Source organism: Variovorax sp. PDC80 (assembly GCF_900115375.1).
Classification (GTDB): Bacteria; Pseudomonadota; Gammaproteobacteria; order Burkholderiales; family Burkholderiaceae_C; genus Variovorax.
Genome location: NZ_FOWG01000013.1, coordinates 128,586 through 144,315, shown reverse-complemented (window position 1 = coordinate 144,315; position 15,730 = coordinate 128,586). Strand labels below are relative to the sequence as shown.

Sequence of the window (15,730 nt, the reverse complement as noted above, 5' to 3'; positions counted from 1 at the left end):
CGGCGGCGCGTGCTGTCCGCGCTCGCCATCGCCAACTACCGCTCGCTGCGCCAGCTCACGGTGCCGCTCGCGCGGCTCACCGTGGTCACCGGGCCCAACGGCAGCGGCAAGTCGAGCGTCTACCGCGCCATGCGCCTGCTGGCCGAGATCGCCAACGGCGGCGCGATCCGTTCGCTGGTGCGCGAGGGCGGCCTGTCCTCCACGCTGTGGGCCGGGCCCGAGCGCTTCTCGGCCGCCATGCTGCGCGGCGAGATGCCGGTGCAGGGCACCACGCGCAGCGAACCGGTCGCGCTGAAGCTGGGCTTCGCAGGCGCCAGCTCCGAGGACTTCGGCTACGCGATCGACATCGGCCTGCCGCCGCCGATTCCCTCGACCGCCTTCTCGCGCGATCCCGAGATCAAGCACGAGGCCATCTGGAGCGGCCCGCTGCTGCGGCCGTCCACGCAGCTGGTCGACCGCAAGGGTGCCTCGTTGCGGTTGCGCGACGGCCGTGGCTGGCAGCCCGTGGGCCGGCCGATCCCGCCCTTCGCGAGCATGCTGACCGAGCATGCCGATCCGCGCGACGCGCCCGAGATGCTCACCCTGCGCGAGCAGATGCGCTCCTGGCGCTTCTACGACCACTTCCGCTCGGACGCCGAGGCGCCGGCGCGCCAGCCGCAGCTCGGCACCCGCACGCCGGTGCTGGCCAACGACGGCGCCGACCTCGCCGCGGCGCTGCAGACCATCCGCGAGATCGGCGATGGCGAGGCGCTCGATCGCGCCGTGGACGATGCCTTCCCGGGTGCGCGCATCGAGATCGACGCCGCCGGCGACCGCTTCCAGACCCTGATGCACCAGCATGGCCTGCTGCGCGCACTGACCGCCGCCGAGCTGTCCGACGGCACCTTGCGCTACCTGCTGTGGATCGCGGCGCTGCTCACGCCGCGGCCGCCCGCGCTGCTCGTGCTCAACGAGCCCGAGACCAGCCTGCATCCCGACCTGCTGCCCGCGCTCGGCCGGCTGATCGCGCATGCCGCGCGCGAGTCGCAGGTGATCGTGGTGTCGCACGCCTCGCGGCTGATCGCCGCGCTCGAGGAGGCGGCCGCGGGCGGCGTCGCGCTGCAGTCGGTGGTGCTCGAGAAGCGCCTGGGCGAGACCCGCATCGCGAACCTCGACATGAGCGAGATTCCGCGCTGGGAGTGGCCGGCGCGCTGAAGGCCGCCCCCGCTACTCGGCCTTGACCGACATCGTCTTGATGATCGTCTCGAGCTGCGCGCTCATCGGCAGGTCGAGGCTGGCGCCGGTGGGCAGCTTGCGCAGGAACCAGCGCTTGTACTGGCGCTCGATCTCGCCGTCCTCGGCCAGCACCTGGAAGCTGTCGTTGATCACCTTCGCGAGCTGCGGGTCGCCCTTGCGGTACATGATCCCGTAGGGGTCGTAGGAGAGGAAGTCGCCGACCACGCGGTAGTCGGCCTGGGCGTTCTCCTGCGCGATCAGACCGTAGAGCAGCACGTCGTCGGTCGCGAAGGCATCGGCCTGGCCGCTCCTCACGAGAGCGAAGGACTCGGCATGGTCGCGCGCCACCTGCAGCTGGATGCCGAGCTTGAACTTCTCGGAGAGATCGCGCAGCGTCTTCTCGTTGGTGGTGCCCGCCGTCACCGCCACCTTGCGGCCCGCGAGGTCGCGGAACGAGGCGATCGGCGTGCCCTTCTTCACCAGCACCTTGGTGCCCGAGACGAAGATCGTCGGCGAGAAGCTCACGCGCTTCTGGCGCTCGAGGTTGCTGGTGGTCGAGCCGCATTCGAGGTCGACCTTGCCGCTCGTGACCGCGTCGAAGCGCGAGTCGGAGGTGACCGGCTCCCACTGGATCGCGAGCGTGCGGTCGACCGCGTTGCCGATCGCCGTGACCAGCTCGCGGCACAGTTCGATCGAGTAGCCGACCGGTTCCTTGCGCGTGTTGAGGAAGGAGAAGGGCACCGAGGATTCGCGGTAGCCGATGGTGATGGCGCCGCTGGCGCGCGCCTTGGCGAGCGTGCCGGTGAGCAGCTCCTGGGCCTGCGCCGCGCCGGCCGCGAGCAGCAGGGCCGCGCAGGCCAGGCCGGCCCTGCCAAGCATCGTCGTCATGGTGCGCATCGCCTCAGCCATGCGCCGGATGCGCCAGCGTCGCGGCCGCCTCTTCGTCGAGCTTGGCCGCGTTGAGCTCGGCCTCGCTCTCCGGCAGCAGCTCGCCTTCCCACTTGGCGACCACGGCGGTGGCGATCGAGTTGCCCACCGCGTTGGTGGCCGAGCGGCCCATGTCGAGGAAGGTGTCCACGCCCAGGATCAGCAACAGGCCGGCCTCGGGAATGTCGAAGTGGTTGAGCGTGGCGGCGATCACCACCAGCGAGGCGCGCGGCACGCCGGCCATGCCCTTGGAGGTGAGCATTAGGATCAGCAGCATCGTGACCTGTGTGCTGATCGGCATGTGGATGTTGTAGGCCTGCGCGATGAACAGCACGGCGAAGGTGCAGTACATCATCGAGCCGTCGAGGTTGAACGAGTAGCCCATCGGCATCACGAAGCTCGAGATCTTGCGCTTGACGCCGAAGCGGTCGAGCGCCTGCAGGATCTTCGGGTACGCGGCTTCCGAACTAGCGGTGGCGAACGAGAGCAGGAAGGCTTCCTTGATCAGCACCAAGAGCTTGAACACGCGCGGCCCGAGGAAGGTGAAGCCCGCGAGGATCAGCACGCCCCACAGCACGAACAGGCCAAGGTAGAAGTCGCGCATGAACACCGCGAACTTGATCAGGATGCCCAGCCCGTTGACCGCCACCGTGGCGGCCATGGCGGCCAGCACCGCGAGCGGCGCGAGCTTCATCACGTAGCCCGTGATCTTCAGCATCGCGTGCGAGAGTTCCTCGGTGGCGGCGACCAGCGTCTTCGCCTTGTCGCCGAGCGAGGCCAGCGCCACGCCGAAGAACATCGAGAACACCACGATCTGCAGGATCTCGTTGTTGGCCATGGCCTCGATGAAGGACTTCGGCACCGTGTGGCTCACGAAGTCCTTGAAGGTGAACTTGGAGGTCGCGAGGTTCGCCGAGGCGCCGATGTCGGGCAGCGGCAGGCCCAGGTTGGCGCCGGGCTCGAGCAGGTTGGCCATCACCAGGCCGATCACCAGCGAGATCAGCGAGGCCGTGAGGAACCAGCCGATGGCCTTGCCGAACACCCGGCCCACCGACTTGGCGTCGCCCATGTGCGCGATGCCGACCACGAGCGTGGAGAACACCAGCGGCCCGATCAGCATCTTGATCAGGCGCAGGAACACGTCCGAGACGATCGAGACATAGCCCGCGATCTCCTTGGCGGTTCCCTTGTCCGGGAAGCTCGCGAAGATCATGTAGCCGAGGATGATGCCGAGCACCATGGCAATCAGTATCCACGCCGCCATCGGCAACTTCTTCTTCATTCGATTCCCCTTGTGCTTGGTTGTGTGAGCGATTTTTTTGCAGGCACAGGGTATCCAAGAAGGCCCCCGGCTTGCAATCGGGGCCTGACCATGCAGTCTTTAGGCCCCATGGCCGTGCCGCGCGAGGCGCCGATGTTGCGCGAAGACGGTGCGATCGGAGCGCTGCCTACAATTCCTCACATGCACACCAGCTCGATCGAGTTCCGCGGCCAGCCCGCGCTGCGCGCCACCGGTGCCGACGGCAGCACCCTCACCGTGGCCCTGCACGGGGCGCATCTGCTCTCGTGGACCACGGCCGACGGCAGGGAGAGGCTCTACCTGAGCCCGCGCGCCGTGTTCGACGGCAAGACCGCGATCCGCGGCGGCGTGCCCATCTGCTGTCCGCAGTTCAACCAGCGCGGCATGCTCCCCAAACATGGCTTCATGCGCAATCTGCCTTGGGAGAGCCAGGGCGTGGATCCCGAATCGGGCGCGCTGACCCTGCGGCTGCGCGACGACGACGCCACCCGGGCCCTGTGGCCGCATGCCTTCGAGGCGCGGGTCGCTTTCACGCTCGAGGCCGGGCAACTGCGCACCGCGCTGAGCCTGCGCAACCTCGGCGGCGGGCCCTTCGGCTTCACGGCCGCGCTGCACACCTACCTGGCCGTGGACGACATCGCCGAGGCCCGGCTCGAAGGCCTGCAAGGCGCCAACCGCTGGGATGCGGTGCGCGACGACCGCCATGTGGAAACCGCGCCGGCGCTGCGCTTCGAATCCGAGTTCGACAGCGTCTATGCCGCGCCCGCCGAGCCGCTGCGGCTGGTGCAGCCCGGCGGCACGCTCGAGATCGCCCAGGGCGCCACCTGCACCGAAACCGTGGTCTGGAACCCGGGTGCCGCGCTCGGTGCGAAACTCGCCGACATGCCCGAGGACGGCTTTCGCCACATGCTCTGCGTCGAAGCCGCGCGCATCGACGAGCCCGTGCAGCTCGCGCCCGGCGCCGAGTGGCAGGGCTGGCAGCAGCTGCGCGTCCTCTGATTCCCACTTCCTTCCAGTTACCCCACCATGCTCGCCAAACGCATCATTCCCTGCCTCGACGTCACCGGCGGCCGCGTCGTCAAGGGCGTCAACTTCCTCGAACTGCGCGACGCGGGCGACCCGGTCGAGATCGCCGCGCGCTACAACGCGCAGGGCGCCGACGAGCTGACCTTCCTCGACATCACCGCCACCAGCGACGGCCGCGATCTGATCCTGCCGATCATCGAGTCGGTCGCCTCGCAGGTGTTCATCCCGCTGACCGTGGGCGGTGGCGTGCGCACCGTGGAAGACGTGCGTCGGCTGCTCAATGCCGGCGCCGACAAGACCAGCTTCAATTCGGCCGCCATCGCCAATCCGCAGGTGATCAGCGACGCCTCGGCCAAGTACGGCGCCCAGTGCATCGTGGTCGCCATCGACGCCAAGCGCCGCACGCCCGAGGAAGCGGCCAGCCGCGGCCCGGGCTGGGACGTCTACAGCCATGGCGGGCGCAAGAACACCGGTCTCGACGCCGTCGAGTGGGCCACCGAGATGGCGCGCCGCGGCGCCGGCGAGATCCTGCTGACCAGCATGGACCGCGACGGTACCAAGAGCGGCTTCGACCTGGCGCTGACCCGCGCCGTCAGCGACGCCGTCAACGTGCCGGTGATCGCCTCGGGCGGCGTGGGCAACCTCGACGACCTGGCCGATGGCATCCAGAAGGGCGGGGCGGACGCCGTGCTGGCCGCGAGCATCTTCCACTACGGGGAGCACACGGTCGGCGAGGCCAAGGCGCGGATGGCCGAGCGCGGCATCCCGGTGCGGATTTAATGACCCTTCGGCGTCGGTCGCGGCCGGCCGATCGCCGACAATCCCGCCCATGATCTGGCTCGATGAAGTGAAATGGGACGCCAACGGCCTCGTGCCGGTGATCGCCCAGGAACAAGGCACCAACGACGTGCTGATGTTCGCGTGGATGAACCGTGAGGCGCTCGAGAAGACCGCCGAACTCGGCCGTGCGGTGTATTTCAGCCGCTCGCGCGGCAAGCTCTGGTTCAAGGGCGAGGAATCGGGCCACGTGCAGACCGTGCACGAGATCCGCCTCGACTGCGACAACGACGTGGTGCTGCTCAAGGTCACCCAACTGGGCCACGAGCCCGGCATCGCCTGCCACACCGGTCGCCACAGCTGCTTCTTCAGCAAGTACGAGAACGGCCAGTGGACCGTGACCGAGCCGGTCTTGAAAGACCCGGAATCGATCTACAAATGAGCGGCACCGTGAACACCAACGACGCCCTCGCACGCCTGGCCGCGGTCATCGAGAGCCGCCTGCCCGCCAATGGCGGCGATCCCGAGAAGAGCTACGTCGCGCGGCTGCTGCACAAGGGTCCCGACGCCTTCCTCAAGAAGATCGGCGAGGAAGCCACCGAAGTGGTGCTGGCGGCCAAGGACGCCGACCATGGCGGCGACCGCACGAAGGTGGTCTACGAGGTGGCCGACCTCTGGTTCCACACCATGGTGGCGCTCGCGCACTACGGCCTGACGCCCGCCGAGGTGGTGGCCGAACTCGAGCGGCGCGAAGGCACCAGCGGCATCGAGGAAAAGGCGCTGCGCAAGGTGCAGGCCCGCGAAGCCGCCAGCGAGTGACCGCCTGATTGCCGAGGGATGACTCTGACGACCGAAAGGACATCGCCATGCCCAACGACATCGTGAACGTTCAGCCCGACGACTCGCTCAAGACCTGGGGCTGGGTCAGCTACATCCTGCACCTGATCGTCGCCATCGGCGCCGTGGTGCCGGGCGCCCAGGCCTCGGTGCTGCTGCTGCTGCTGGCGCTGGTGATCGACTTCGTGAAGCGCGACGACGCGGCCGGCACCTGGCAGGCCTCGCACTTCAGCTGGCGCATCCGCTCGGTGCTCTGGGCCGGGCTGCTGTACATCGTCACCTCGTGGCTCTGGCTGCTGCTCTTCGTCCCGGGCTGGATCGCCTGGAGCCTGATTTCGCTGTGGTTCCTCTACCGGATCGTGAAAGGCATGATCCGGATGAACGACGGCCGTCCCATGGAACCCAACGATGTCATCTGATCCGAACTGCATCTTCTGCAAAATCGTCGAGGGCAAGATCCCGTCGCGCAAGGTCTACGAGGACGAGGACGTCTTCGGCTTCCACGACATCGCGCCCTGGGCGCCGGTGCACTTCATGCTGGTGCCCAAGAAGCACATCGCGTCGATGGCCCAGCTGACGCCCGACGACGCGGCCCTGATGGGCAAGATCATGACCCTGGCGCCCAGGCTGGCGCTCGAGCAGGGCTGCAATCCGTACCCCGAAGGCGGCTACCGGGTGGTGGTCAACACGGGTACCGAAGGGGGGCAGGAGGTGCATCATCTCCATGTCCACGTCATGGGCGGTCCGCGCCCCTGGCTTCGCGGCTGAGCCGTTAAGTAAATTTGTCACATTCGCCGCGACTAAAATCGGCACATTCTTAGGAGTCTTCCATGGGTTCTTTTTCCATCTGGCACTGGCTGATCGTGCTGCTCGTCGTCGTCATGATCTTCGGTACCAAGAAGCTTCGGAACATGGGTTCCGACCTCGGTGGTGCCGTCAAGGGCTTCAAGGACGGCATGAAGGACGGTTCCGCGACCGACGCGCCGACCGCCACCGGCCCGGCCGCCCAGGTCACGAGCCAGTCGGCCGCCACCGACAAGCCGACGATCGACGTCGAAGCACGCCACAAGTCCTGATCCGGGCGACACGTGCTGGACCTCGGCATTGAGAAGATGGCGCTGATCGGCGTCGTGGCGCTGATCGTCATCGGACCCGAAAAGCTGCCGCGCGTGGCGCGCACCGTCGGCACGCTGCTCGGCAAGGCGCAACGCTACGTCAACGACGTCAAGGCAGAGGTCAACCGCTCGATGGAGCTCGACGAGCTCCGCAAGATGAAGACCACCGTCGAGGACGCGGCGCGCGACGTGGAGCAGAACATCCATTCGGGCGTGAGCGACCTCGAGAAGCAGTTCTCCACCCCCGCGGGCGAAACCCTCTCGGCGCTGGCCGAACCGGAACCGGTGGTGCCGGTCTACAAGCATCCGCGCAAGAACTGGCGCCTCAAGCAGGGCGCCACGCCGCAGTGGTACAAGTCCCGCAACGGCGTGCGCACCAAGGCGCTGTCGGGCGCGGCGCGCGTCGCGCGCTACCGGCCGCACAAGGTCAGCTAGCAGCGGCGCGGCGCGTTTCCCCCTCCACCCAGCGTTCCCACGCGCGCCGCCCGTCGGCAGCCCACGCTTTCCATCTCCTCAATGGCTGATTCCGACTCCAAGAACAAAGAAGACGAGCTCGCCGGCACCGAGCAGCCTTTCGTCGCGCACCTGATCGAGCTGCGCGACCGGCTGCTCTATTGCGTCTACGGCATGGCGATCGCCGGCATCCTGCTGGCGGTCTGGCCCGGTCCGGGCGGCTTGATCGACATCATCGCGATGCCGATCCGCGCCCACATGCCGCCCGACGCCAAGCTGATCGCCGTGGGCGTGTTCTCGCCCTTCTTCGTGCCGCTCAAGGTGCTGATGATGGCCGCCGTGCTGCTCGCGCTGCCGTGGCTCATGTACCAGGCCTGGATGTTCGTGGCGCCGGGCCTCTACACCCACGAGAAGCGCTTCGCGCTGCCGCTGATCATCTTCGGCAGCCTGCTGGCCTACGCGGGCATCGCCTTCGTGCAGCTGTTCGTGCTCGACAAGATGTTCGGCTTCATCCAGAAGTTCACGCCGGCCGCGGTGGCGGCCACGCCCGACATCTCCTCGTACGTCGAGGCCATCCTGTCGCTCTATCTCGCCTTCGGCGTCGCCTTCCAGGTGCCGATCGTCGTGATGCTGCTGGTGCGCTTCGAGATGGTGACCATCGAGAAGCTGCGCTCCTTCCGCGGCTACTTCATCGTCGTGGCCTTCATCGTGGCCGCCGTGCTGACGCCGCCCGACGTGGTGTCGCAACTGGCGCTGGCGATCCCGATGTGCGTGCTGTACGAGGTCGGGATCATCGGGGCCAAGTACTTCTCGCGCGTCTCGAAGTCGCCGGAGGACGAGGAAGCGGATTCCTCGTCGACCACGCCGCCCTGAGCGGCGAGGATCTTCCGGATCCGGCATGAAAAAAGCGGCCCGTCGGCCGCTTTTTTCATGGCTGCGCGGACCCGGGCCCGCGCGTCTCGTTCGTTCACTCGTTCTGGTTCGGCACCTGCCGCACCGGGCTCTTCGGCCGCAGCCCCGGCATCACGTCCAGTTCCATCTTGTCGCTGCCGCGTTGCAGCGCGAAGCGCGCGGTGCTGCCGGGCTTGAGGCCGGCCACGGCGGTCAGCAGCGCCTGCACGCTGTCGGTCTTCTTGTCGCCCACCGCGGTGATCACGTCGCCAGGGCGGATGCCGGCCTTGGCGGCCGGGCCGTTCTGCAGCACGCCGGTGATGATCACGCCCGCGTCGGCCTTCACGCCGAAGGTCTCGGCCAGCTCGGGCGAGAGGTCGCTCGGCTCGACGCCGATCCAGCCGCGGCGCACCTGGCCTTCCTTCACGATGCCCTCGAGCACGATCTTGGCCATCGACACGGGAATGGCGAAGCCGATGCCCATGCTGCCGCCCGAGCGCGAGTAGATCGCGGTGTTGATGCCCAGCAGGTTGCCGTTGACGTCGATCAGCGCGCCGCCCGAGTTGCCGGGGTTGATGGCCGCGTCGGTCTGGATGAAGTTCTCGAAGTTGTTGATGCCGAGCTGGTTGCGGCCCAGCGCCGAGACGATGCCGCTGGTCACGGTCTGGCCGACGCCGAAGGGATTGCCGATGGCCAGCACCTGGTCGCCCACTTGCAGCTCATCGGAACTGCCCAGCACGATCACCGGCAGCTTGTCGAGCTCGATCTTGAGCACGGCCAGGTCGGTGTCGGGGTCGGTGCCGATCACCTTGCCGCGCGCGTGGCGGCTGTCGTTGAGCGTGACCTCGATCTCGTCCGCGCCCTCGACCACGTGGTTGTTGGTGAGGATGTAGCCGTCGGTGCTCACGATCACGCCGCTGCCCAGGCCCACCTGGGGCTGGTCGTCCTGGTCGCCGAAGAAGAAGCGGAACCAGGGGTCGTTGCTGCGCGGATGGCGCTGCGCCGCCTTGCTGGTGTTGATGCTCACCACTGCCGGCGAGGCCTTCTTGGCCGCGGCGCTGAGGCTGCCGGGCGCGGGCACGCCCGGCGTCGAGCTGGCGGGCGCCTCGATGATCGAGACCACGCCGCCCAGCGAGGTCGTGCGCCGGTTGATCCATTCGGGCTTGAGCGTGGCGACCACGAAATAGGCCGCCAGCAGGACGGTCACGGCTTGGGCGAAGAGCAGCCAGGTGCGTTTCATGAAAACTTGGTGAAAAGGCGCGAAAGGGCGAGGGCGCTGAGGGGGAAAGGCCGCGGAGCGCGGCGCTGCGGGAGATTGTCTCTCAACGGCAGAGGACGAAGACCGCGCCGGCCGGTCGAGATTCCTGGAGGCTCGAGGCGCCTATAAGGGATAACCCTTAGCATCGGTGCCCTGCCGACCCGGCTCTCCTTCGCCGCTGCACCGCCCACCCGGTGGACGCGGCCCGGCACTTTCGTCGGCGTACCGCTTTCGCTTCCCATCCGGCCTTGCGGCCCCGGTGCGCAGCCATGACTCTCCGCCCGCCATGACTTCACACGCCATCACCCCGGACGGCACCACGCCGGCCCCGGCCCGCGCGCTCGATGCCCGCGACTACAAGACGCTCGCCCTGTCCGCCCTCGGCGGCACGCTCGAGTTCTACGACTTCGTCATCTACGTCTTCTTCGCCACCGTGCTGGGCGCGCTGTTCTTCCCGACCGACATGCCCGACTGGCTGCGCCAGCTGCAGACCTTCGGCATCTTCGCGGCCGGCTACCTGGCCCGGCCGGTCGGCGGCATCGTGATCGCGCACTTCGGCGACCTGCTCGGCCGCAAGCGCATGTTCACGCTGTCGATCTTCCTGATGGCCGCGCCCACGCTGGTCATCGGCCTGCTGCCCACCTACGCCAGCATCGGCGTGGCGGCGCCCCTGCTGCTCTTGGCCATGCGCGTGCTGCAGGGTGCAGCCATCGGCGGCGAGATGCCCGGTGCCTGGGTGTTCGTCGGCGAGCACGTGCCCGCGCAGCGCTACGGCTTCGGCGTCGGCACGCTGACCTCGGGCATCACCGGCGGCATCCTGCTGGGCTCGCTGGTGGCCGTGGCCATCAACCGGCACTACGCGCCCGAGCAGGTGAGCGACTTCGCCTGGCGCATCCCCTTCATCCTCGGCGGCGTGTTCGGGCTGGTGTCGGTGTACCTGCGCCGCTTCCTGCACGAGACCCCGGTGTTCCGCGAACTGGCCGACCGCCGCAGCGTGGCGCGCGAGCTGCCGCTGCGCACCGTGCTGCGCGAGCACCGCGGCGCCAGCGTGTTCGTCGCGCTGCAGACCTGGGTGCTGTCGGCCGCGATCGTGGTGATCGTGCTCTACACGCCCACCTACCTGCAGAAGGTGCACCACATCCCGGCTGCGCTTGCGCTCGAGGCCAATGCACTCGCCACCCTCACGCTGACCATCGGCTGCGTGATCGCCGGCTGGGCCAGCGACCGCATCGGCACGCGCGCCGTGATGCTGATCGGCTGGGGTGGCCTGTTCGTGACCGCCTACCTGTTCTACACCGGCCTGCCCGGCACGCCGGCCACGCTGTTCTGGCACTACGGGTTGACGGGCCTGTTCGTGGGCACCATCGCCACCGTGCCGATCGCCGGCGTGCGCGCCTTCCCCGCGCCGGTGCGCTTCACGGGGCTTTCGTTCGCGTACAACATGTCGTACGCCGTCTTCGGTGGGCTCACGCCGGTGGTCCTCACGCTCTGGCTGCAGCACGACAGCATGGCGCCTGCGCACTACGTGGCGGTGCTCGCCGCGCTCGGCTTCGTGCTCGCGTTCTGGCCCCTGGCTGCGCGCGGCCACCCCATGCGGGCTGGCGTGGCGTCGGCCGGCGGCGCGACAATGTCGCGATGAGCACCACCCGCCACGAACTGCTTCACGCATTCGACCTGCTGCTCGCTCCCGAGCGCTTCAAGGACTACGGACCGAACGGCCTGCAGGTCGAGGGCCGCACCACGGTGCGCAAGATCGTCTCGGGCGTGACCGCGAGCCGCGCGCTGATCGAGGCCGCCATCCGCGCCGAGGCCGATGCCATCTTCGTCCACCACGGCCTGTTCTGGCGCGGCCAGGACGGCCGCGTCACCGGCTGGATGAAGCAGCGGCTGGCGCTGCTGCTGAACCGCGACGTCAACCTCTTCGCCTACCACCTGCCGCTCGACGCGCATCCCGAGCTCGGCAACAACGCGCAGCTCGGCCTGCAGCTCGGTCTGCTGGCGCATCCCGGATCGGCCGGACGCTTCGGCGAGCAGGAGTTGGGCTTTCTCGGCGGCCTCGAGGACGGCGAGACCCTGGCCAACGCGAAGGCGCTCGCCGTCCACGTCGAGAAGGTGCTCAAGCGGCCCGTGACGCTGGTCGACGCTGCCCATCGTCCGATCAAGACCATCGCCTGGTGCACAGGCGGTGCGCAGGGCTACTTCGAGGCCGCCATCGCGGCCGGCGCCGACGCCTTCATCACCGGCGAGATCTCGGAGCCGCAGGCCCACTACGCGCGAGAGATGGGCGTGGCCTTCCTGGCGTGCGGGCACCATGCCACCGAGCGCTATGGCGCGCCTGCCGTGGCCGAACACGTGGCTGCGCAGCTCGGGCTCCAGCACGAGTTCATCGACATCGACAACCCGGCATGACGGGCGACGCTTCCGCGGGCAGTAAGCCTGTTGCCATCACGCTCGGAGACCCGGCCGGCATCGGGCCCGAGATCATCGGCAAGGCGTTTCGCGATGCGTCCGACGCCACGCGCGGCGCCTTCGTGGCGGGCGATGTGGGCACGATGCGGGCGGCGCTGCAGGCCCTGTCGGCGCCCGGGCATCCGGTGTGGCCCGTGGTCGAGATTGCTTCGTCGGCCGAGGCGCTGGAGGTTCCGCCCGGTTGTGTGCCTGTGCTGCAGGTGATCGCGTCGCCGCAGGGAGTGGTCCATGGCCGCATCAGCGCCGAGGCTGGGCGCGCGGCGGGCGACGCGGTGGTCTGGGCGGCCCAAGCCGCGTTGCGCGGCGAGATCGCTGCCATCGTCACCGCGCCCTTGCACAAGGAAGCGTTGTCGGCGGCAGGATTTCCCTTTCCGGGCCATACCGAACTGCTGCAGGCCGAGGCCGCGGCGCATCTGGGCCGCAGCGTGGCCGAGGTGCCCGTGCGCATGATGCTGGCCAACGACGAGCTGCGCACCGTGCTCGTCAGCATCCACATGTCGCTGCGCCAGGCGATCGAGGCCGTCACCTTCGACGGCGTGCTCGAGACCCTGCGCATCACCCACCATGCGCTCTCGCGCACCCTGCGCCGCGCGCCGCGCATCGGCGTTGCGGGGCTCAACCCGCATGCCGGGGAGGGCGGACTCTTCGGGTCGGAGGAGCAGGAGATCATCGTGCCGGCCATCGCCGCGGCGCGCGCCGAAGGCATCGCCGCCGATGGGCCGCATGCGCCCGATACCGTCTTCATGCGTGCCCGCGCGAAGCGGCCCGGCGTGGCCGATAGCGGCGAGTTCGACGTGGTGGTGGCGATGTACCACGACCAGGGACTGATCCCGGTGAAGTACCTGGGCGTGGAGAAGGGCGTGAACGTGACGCTCGGGCTGCCGCTGGTGCGGACCAGCCCCGATCACGGGACGGCGTTCGATATCGCGGGCACCGGGCGGGCGGATGCATCGAGCCTGGTCGAGGCGCTGCGCATGGCGCGCGCGCTGGCCGGTATCTGAGAGGGGCGCGCGGTCTTCAGGGCCGCGCTGCGCTTCAGGAGCGCTTGAGGCTGTCGCGGATCTCGCGCAGCAGCACGATGTCTTCGGGCGGTGCGGCGGGGGCAGCCGGTGCGGCTTCTTCCGTGCGGCGCAGGCGATTGATCTGCTTGACCATCATGAAGATGATGAAGGCGAGGATCACGAAGTTGACCACGATGGTGATGAAGTTGCCGTACGCCAGCACCGGCACGCCGGCCTTCTTGAGCTCCGCCAGGTTGTTGGCGATTCCCGCGGGCACCGTGCCCAGGACCACATAGAGGTTCGAGAAGTCCAGCTTGCCGAACACCAAGCCGATGACCGGCATGATGATGTCAGCCACGAGCGAATCGACGATCTTGCCGAAGGCCGCGCCGATGATCACGCCGACCGCCAGGTCGACGACATTGCCCTTGACGGCAAACTCCTTGAATTCGCTGAGGATGGTCATGGTTGGGAGGGTGCGGGAGCACTGGGGTTGAGAGAGGCGCCAGTATGCACGGGAGGCCGTGGTGTTCCGCGTGGCGTGGTGCCTGAGCCTCATGAAGTCCTTCACAAAGCTGAATCGAATCTGGATTTCTGTCGGCGCGACAGATCGCTCGGTGACCCGACTGAGCCCAACTTGTTGCTAGTTGTTTCCAGTCCTGCTCGGACTGAGGCAAGCCTTTGCCTCTTGGCACTCCCTCAAGCGGGGGATGCGCGAACTTTTTCGCAACTTTACATTCACGCGGGCGGCCTTCTCGGCGAGGTTTTTCGTGGGTGTCGAACAACGTTTCCCCACGGAAAACGGTAACGACGTGGGGATCGCTAACACTTTGGCAATGCTACGAAGGTTATAAAAAAGTCTTCTTCATCGAGTAGATTGGTTTGCTGGGCAGGGGGTGTTGAAACGAGAGAGACCAAAGGACTCGCCTATGATCGACCTGTCGAGCAAGGGTTGGACACAATCTTTTGCAACTCACAAGCTGGGATAGCAGTCGTCACGTGCAGCGACAATGCCGGGTTGGCCTGGGGAGGGAAATCCCGCGGGTCTCTTGACCAACAGCCAAACAGGGAGGCTGTCTGACCACCGCGTCAGAGGCCAGGCGCAGATGCGCTTGGGGGTCTGGGTTGTTCAACAATCAATCAGTCGTGCGATGAGGATCGTTTTGAGAAGACGCTATGTGCACCCCATTGGGCCAGCCAATCATTTGGTTCGGGTTTTGTTGAGGTAGGGCTTGTCCCGAATTCGAAATTGACGATGGCGAAAATTGATTTTCCGTGGGGGTTGAAATTGAAAAGAGTAGCGAATTTTCTGAAGTGGGGTCTGCTTGCATCTGTGATGGTGTTGCAGGCATGCGCAATTGCACCAGGCATGGGGAACGTCGAACCCTATGACGCTGCCGGTCCGTTGCCCAACGACTTCCGCTATCTGCCGGACGGGGCGCCCGAGGGCGAGATCACTCCTATTTCCCTTGCGCTGGTTCGTACCTTGGCCGAGGCCGCACCTCAGGGCGTGCCGTCGGAAGTGCGTGCGCTGTTTGGCAAGGGCGCGCGCTACACCATTGGATCGGGCGATGTGGTGGGTGTCATCGTGTATGACCACCCTGAACTTTTGCCGAATGCAGGGGCTGTCATCTCGCAGTCGGTGGATCCGACGGGCGTGCAGGTCGCTCCGGGGTTCATCGTCGATGCCGACGGCGAGATTGCATTTCCCTATATCGGTCGTGTGCGCGTTGCAGGTTTGAGCGAAGGCGATGCTTCGGATCTGCTGATCAAGTTGCTGAGACCGCACATTCGCGATCCCCAGGTCACGGTGCGAATCCAATCCTTCAGAAGTCGCCGTGCGTACGTGGAAGGCGAAGTTCGCACTCCTGGCTCGCAGATCTTCACGGACGTCCCGATGACGCTGAATGAAGCCATCAACCGAGCTGGTGGCATCACGGCGGCGGGGAATCGGTCCTCGGTCACGCTGATTCGGAATGGCCAGTCCATCCTCATTGATTTGGTCAAGCTGCGCGAGGCCGGTTATGACGGCAACAGCATTCCTCTGAAAAGCGAGGACACCATCCGCGTGGCGAATAGGGAGGACTCCAAGGTCTTTCTCATGGGCGAGGTCCTCGCACCTTTGGCATTGCCCATGCGCAGCAATGGTCGTCTCAGCTTGAGTGAAGCCTTGGGCGAAGCCGGAGGGCCAATGAATGCCACGGCCAGTGCCGGTCAGATTTATGTCATTCGGCAAGGTGCAACAGGTGCTCCTGCGATCTTCAATCTCAATGCCAAGAACCCCGCTGCACTTGCGATTGCGAGCCAGTTTCGGCTGCAGTCTCAAGACGTGGTCTACATTGATCCCGTGCCGTTGGTCAAATGGAACCGTGTTGTCAACCTGATTCTGCCTTCGGCTTCGGTGGCGAATACTGCGAGCGAAATTTACATCAGGCATAACAACTGATTCATAGAGCCCCAT

General features: G+C 66.9%; 18 protein-coding genes. 14 read left to right on the top strand and 4 right to left on the bottom strand.

Annotated elements, in window-relative coordinates:
• The first annotated feature begins 9 nt into the window (after positions 1-9).
• Complete coding sequence (locus BM109_RS31720) at positions 10-1,194, top strand: AAA family ATPase (protein ID WP_093351948.1); 1,185 nt, start codon at positions 10-12, stop codon at positions 1,192-1,194.
• 12 nt (positions 1,195-1,206) lie between these two features.
• Here BM109_RS31720 and BM109_RS31715 read toward each other — a convergent pair whose 3' ends face one another.
• Together BM109_RS31715 and BM109_RS31710 are read right to left on the bottom strand one after the other, a co-directional pair.
• Positions 1,207-2,103: an amino acid ABC transporter substrate-binding protein gene (locus BM109_RS31715; protein ID WP_093352206.1), complete on the bottom strand. Its 897-nt coding sequence runs from the start codon at positions 2,101-2,103 to the stop codon at positions 1,207-1,209.
• Positions 2,104-2,116: 13 nt separating this feature from the next.
• Positions 2,117-3,424, bottom strand: coding sequence for a dicarboxylate/amino acid:cation symporter (locus tag BM109_RS31710; protein WP_093351945.1), 1,308 nt, complete (start codon positions 3,422-3,424; stop codon positions 2,117-2,119).
• A 180-nt stretch (positions 3,425-3,604) separates the two neighbouring features.
• Here BM109_RS31710 and BM109_RS31705 point away from each other — a divergent pair, with 180 nt between their 5' ends.
• The 9 genes from BM109_RS31705 (at position 3,605) to tatC (ending at position 8,523) form a co-directional block, all read left to right on the top strand.
• Entirely contained in the window at positions 3,605-4,441 is an 837-nt protein-coding gene (locus tag BM109_RS31705; protein WP_093351943.1) for a D-hexose-6-phosphate mutarotase, read from the top strand.
• 27 nt (positions 4,442-4,468) lie between these two features.
• Positions 4,469-5,248 (top strand): imidazole glycerol phosphate synthase subunit HisF, encoded by a 780-nt coding sequence (gene hisF, locus BM109_RS31700; RefSeq protein ID WP_093351941.1) that lies wholly within the window; start codon positions 4,469-4,471, stop codon positions 5,246-5,248.
• 40 nt (positions 5,249-5,288) lie between these two features.
• Complete coding sequence (gene hisI, locus BM109_RS31695; RefSeq protein WP_177239513.1) at positions 5,289-5,687, top strand: phosphoribosyl-AMP cyclohydrolase; 399 nt, start codon at positions 5,289-5,291, stop codon at positions 5,685-5,687.
• Positions 5,684-6,064 carry a phosphoribosyl-ATP diphosphatase gene (locus BM109_RS31690; protein WP_093351935.1) on the top strand — a complete coding sequence of 127 codons (381 nt, stop codon included), beginning with the start codon at positions 5,684-5,686 and terminating at the stop codon, positions 6,062-6,064. Before hisI ends, BM109_RS31690 begins: the two co-directional genes overlap by 4 nt.
• A gap of 47 nt (positions 6,065-6,111) precedes the next feature.
• Positions 6,112-6,501 carry a DUF4870 family protein gene (locus BM109_RS31685; RefSeq protein WP_093351933.1) on the top strand — a complete coding sequence of 130 codons (390 nt, stop codon included), beginning with the start codon at positions 6,112-6,114 and terminating at the stop codon, positions 6,499-6,501.
• Positions 6,491-6,850 carry a histidine triad nucleotide-binding protein gene (locus BM109_RS31680; protein WP_093351930.1) on the top strand — a complete coding sequence of 120 codons (360 nt, stop codon included), beginning with the start codon at positions 6,491-6,493 and terminating at the stop codon, positions 6,848-6,850. Before BM109_RS31685 ends, BM109_RS31680 begins: the two co-directional genes overlap by 11 nt.
• A 62-nt stretch (positions 6,851-6,912) precedes the next feature.
• Positions 6,913-7,158 carry a Sec-independent protein translocase subunit TatA gene (tatA, locus tag BM109_RS31675; RefSeq protein WP_093351928.1) on the top strand — a complete coding sequence of 82 codons (246 nt, stop codon included), beginning with the start codon at positions 6,913-6,915 and terminating at the stop codon, positions 7,156-7,158.
• 12 nt (positions 7,159-7,170) lie between these two features.
• On the top strand, positions 7,171-7,632 hold the full coding sequence (gene tatB / locus BM109_RS31670) for a Sec-independent protein translocase protein TatB (RefSeq protein ID WP_093351925.1): 462 nt from the start codon (positions 7,171-7,173) through the stop codon (positions 7,630-7,632).
• 81 nt (positions 7,633-7,713) lie between these two features.
• Positions 7,714-8,523, top strand: a complete 810-nt coding sequence (gene tatC / locus BM109_RS31665) for a twin-arginine translocase subunit TatC (protein WP_093351923.1) — start codon at positions 7,714-7,716, stop codon at positions 8,521-8,523.
• 94 nt (positions 8,524-8,617) lie between these two features.
• Here the strand turns inward: tatC and BM109_RS31660 are convergent, their stop codons facing one another.
• A complete protein-coding gene (locus tag BM109_RS31660; protein ID WP_093351920.1) occupies positions 8,618-9,781 on the bottom strand; it encodes a S1C family serine protease in 1,164 nt (387 codons plus the stop codon).
• Positions 9,782-10,085: 304 nt separating this feature from the next.
• Between BM109_RS31660 and BM109_RS31655 the strand changes: the two genes are divergently transcribed.
• From BM109_RS31655 to pdxA, 3 genes are read left to right on the top strand one after another with little or no spacing between them, the layout of a single operon-like run.
• Entirely contained in the window at positions 10,086-11,438 is a 1,353-nt protein-coding gene (locus BM109_RS31655) for an MFS transporter (RefSeq protein WP_093351917.1), read from the top strand.
• Positions 11,435-12,208, top strand: coding sequence for a Nif3-like dinuclear metal center hexameric protein (locus BM109_RS31650; RefSeq protein ID WP_093351915.1), 774 nt, complete (start codon positions 11,435-11,437; stop codon positions 12,206-12,208). The genes BM109_RS31655 and BM109_RS31650 overlap by 4 nt, the downstream gene beginning before the upstream one ends.
• Positions 12,205-13,269 (top strand): 4-hydroxythreonine-4-phosphate dehydrogenase PdxA, encoded by a 1,065-nt coding sequence (pdxA, locus tag BM109_RS31645; protein ID WP_093351912.1) that lies wholly within the window; start codon positions 12,205-12,207, stop codon positions 13,267-13,269. The genes BM109_RS31650 and pdxA overlap by 4 nt, the downstream gene beginning before the upstream one ends.
• Positions 13,270-13,303: 34 nt before the next feature.
• On the opposite strand, the gene mscL is transcribed toward pdxA, so the two are convergent.
• A complete protein-coding gene (gene mscL, locus BM109_RS31640) occupies positions 13,304-13,735 on the bottom strand; it encodes a large conductance mechanosensitive channel protein MscL (protein WP_093351910.1) in 432 nt (143 codons plus the stop codon).
• Between the two features lie 789 nt (positions 13,736-14,524).
• Between mscL and BM109_RS31635 the strand changes: the two genes are divergently transcribed.
• Positions 14,525-15,715: a polysaccharide biosynthesis/export family protein gene (locus BM109_RS31635; RefSeq protein WP_371269009.1), complete on the top strand. Its 1,191-nt coding sequence runs from the start codon at positions 14,525-14,527 to the stop codon at positions 15,713-15,715.
• Positions 15,716-15,730 lie beyond the last annotated feature (15 nt).

Coding starts and splice junctions, on each gene's coding strand:
- BM109_RS31715 (WP_093352206.1), bottom strand. CDS start 2,103: ATGACGACGATGCTTGGCAGGGCCGGCCTGGCCTGCGCGGCCCTGCTG.
- BM109_RS31710 (WP_093351945.1), bottom strand. CDS start 3,424: ATGAAGAAGAAGTTGCCGATGGCGGCGTGGATACTGATTGCCATGGTG.
- BM109_RS31705 (WP_093351943.1), top strand. CDS start 3,605: ATGCACACCAGCTCGATCGAGTTCCGCGGCCAGCCCGCGCTGCGCGCC.
- hisF (WP_093351941.1), top strand. CDS start 4,469: ATGCTCGCCAAACGCATCATTCCCTGCCTCGACGTCACCGGCGGCCGC.
- BM109_RS31690 (WP_093351935.1), top strand. CDS start 5,684: ATGAGCGGCACCGTGAACACCAACGACGCCCTCGCACGCCTGGCCGCG.
- BM109_RS31685 (WP_093351933.1), top strand. CDS start 6,112: ATGCCCAACGACATCGTGAACGTTCAGCCCGACGACTCGCTCAAGACC.
- BM109_RS31680 (WP_093351930.1), top strand. CDS start 6,491: ATGTCATCTGATCCGAACTGCATCTTCTGCAAAATCGTCGAGGGCAAG.
- tatA (WP_093351928.1), top strand. CDS start 6,913: ATGGGTTCTTTTTCCATCTGGCACTGGCTGATCGTGCTGCTCGTCGTC.
- tatC (WP_093351923.1), top strand. CDS start 7,714: ATGGCTGATTCCGACTCCAAGAACAAAGAAGACGAGCTCGCCGGCACC.
- BM109_RS31660 (WP_093351920.1), bottom strand. CDS start 9,781: ATGAAACGCACCTGGCTGCTCTTCGCCCAAGCCGTGACCGTCCTGCTG.
- BM109_RS31655 (WP_093351917.1), top strand. CDS start 10,086: ATGACTTCACACGCCATCACCCCGGACGGCACCACGCCGGCCCCGGCC.
- BM109_RS31650 (WP_093351915.1), top strand. CDS start 11,435: ATGAGCACCACCCGCCACGAACTGCTTCACGCATTCGACCTGCTGCTC.
- pdxA (WP_093351912.1), top strand. CDS start 12,205: ATGACGGGCGACGCTTCCGCGGGCAGTAAGCCTGTTGCCATCACGCTC.
- mscL (WP_093351910.1), bottom strand. CDS start 13,735: ATGACCATCCTCAGCGAATTCAAGGAGTTTGCCGTCAAGGGCAATGTC.
- BM109_RS31635 (WP_371269009.1), top strand. CDS start 14,525: ATGGCGAAAATTGATTTTCCGTGGGGGTTGAAATTGAAAAGAGTAGCG.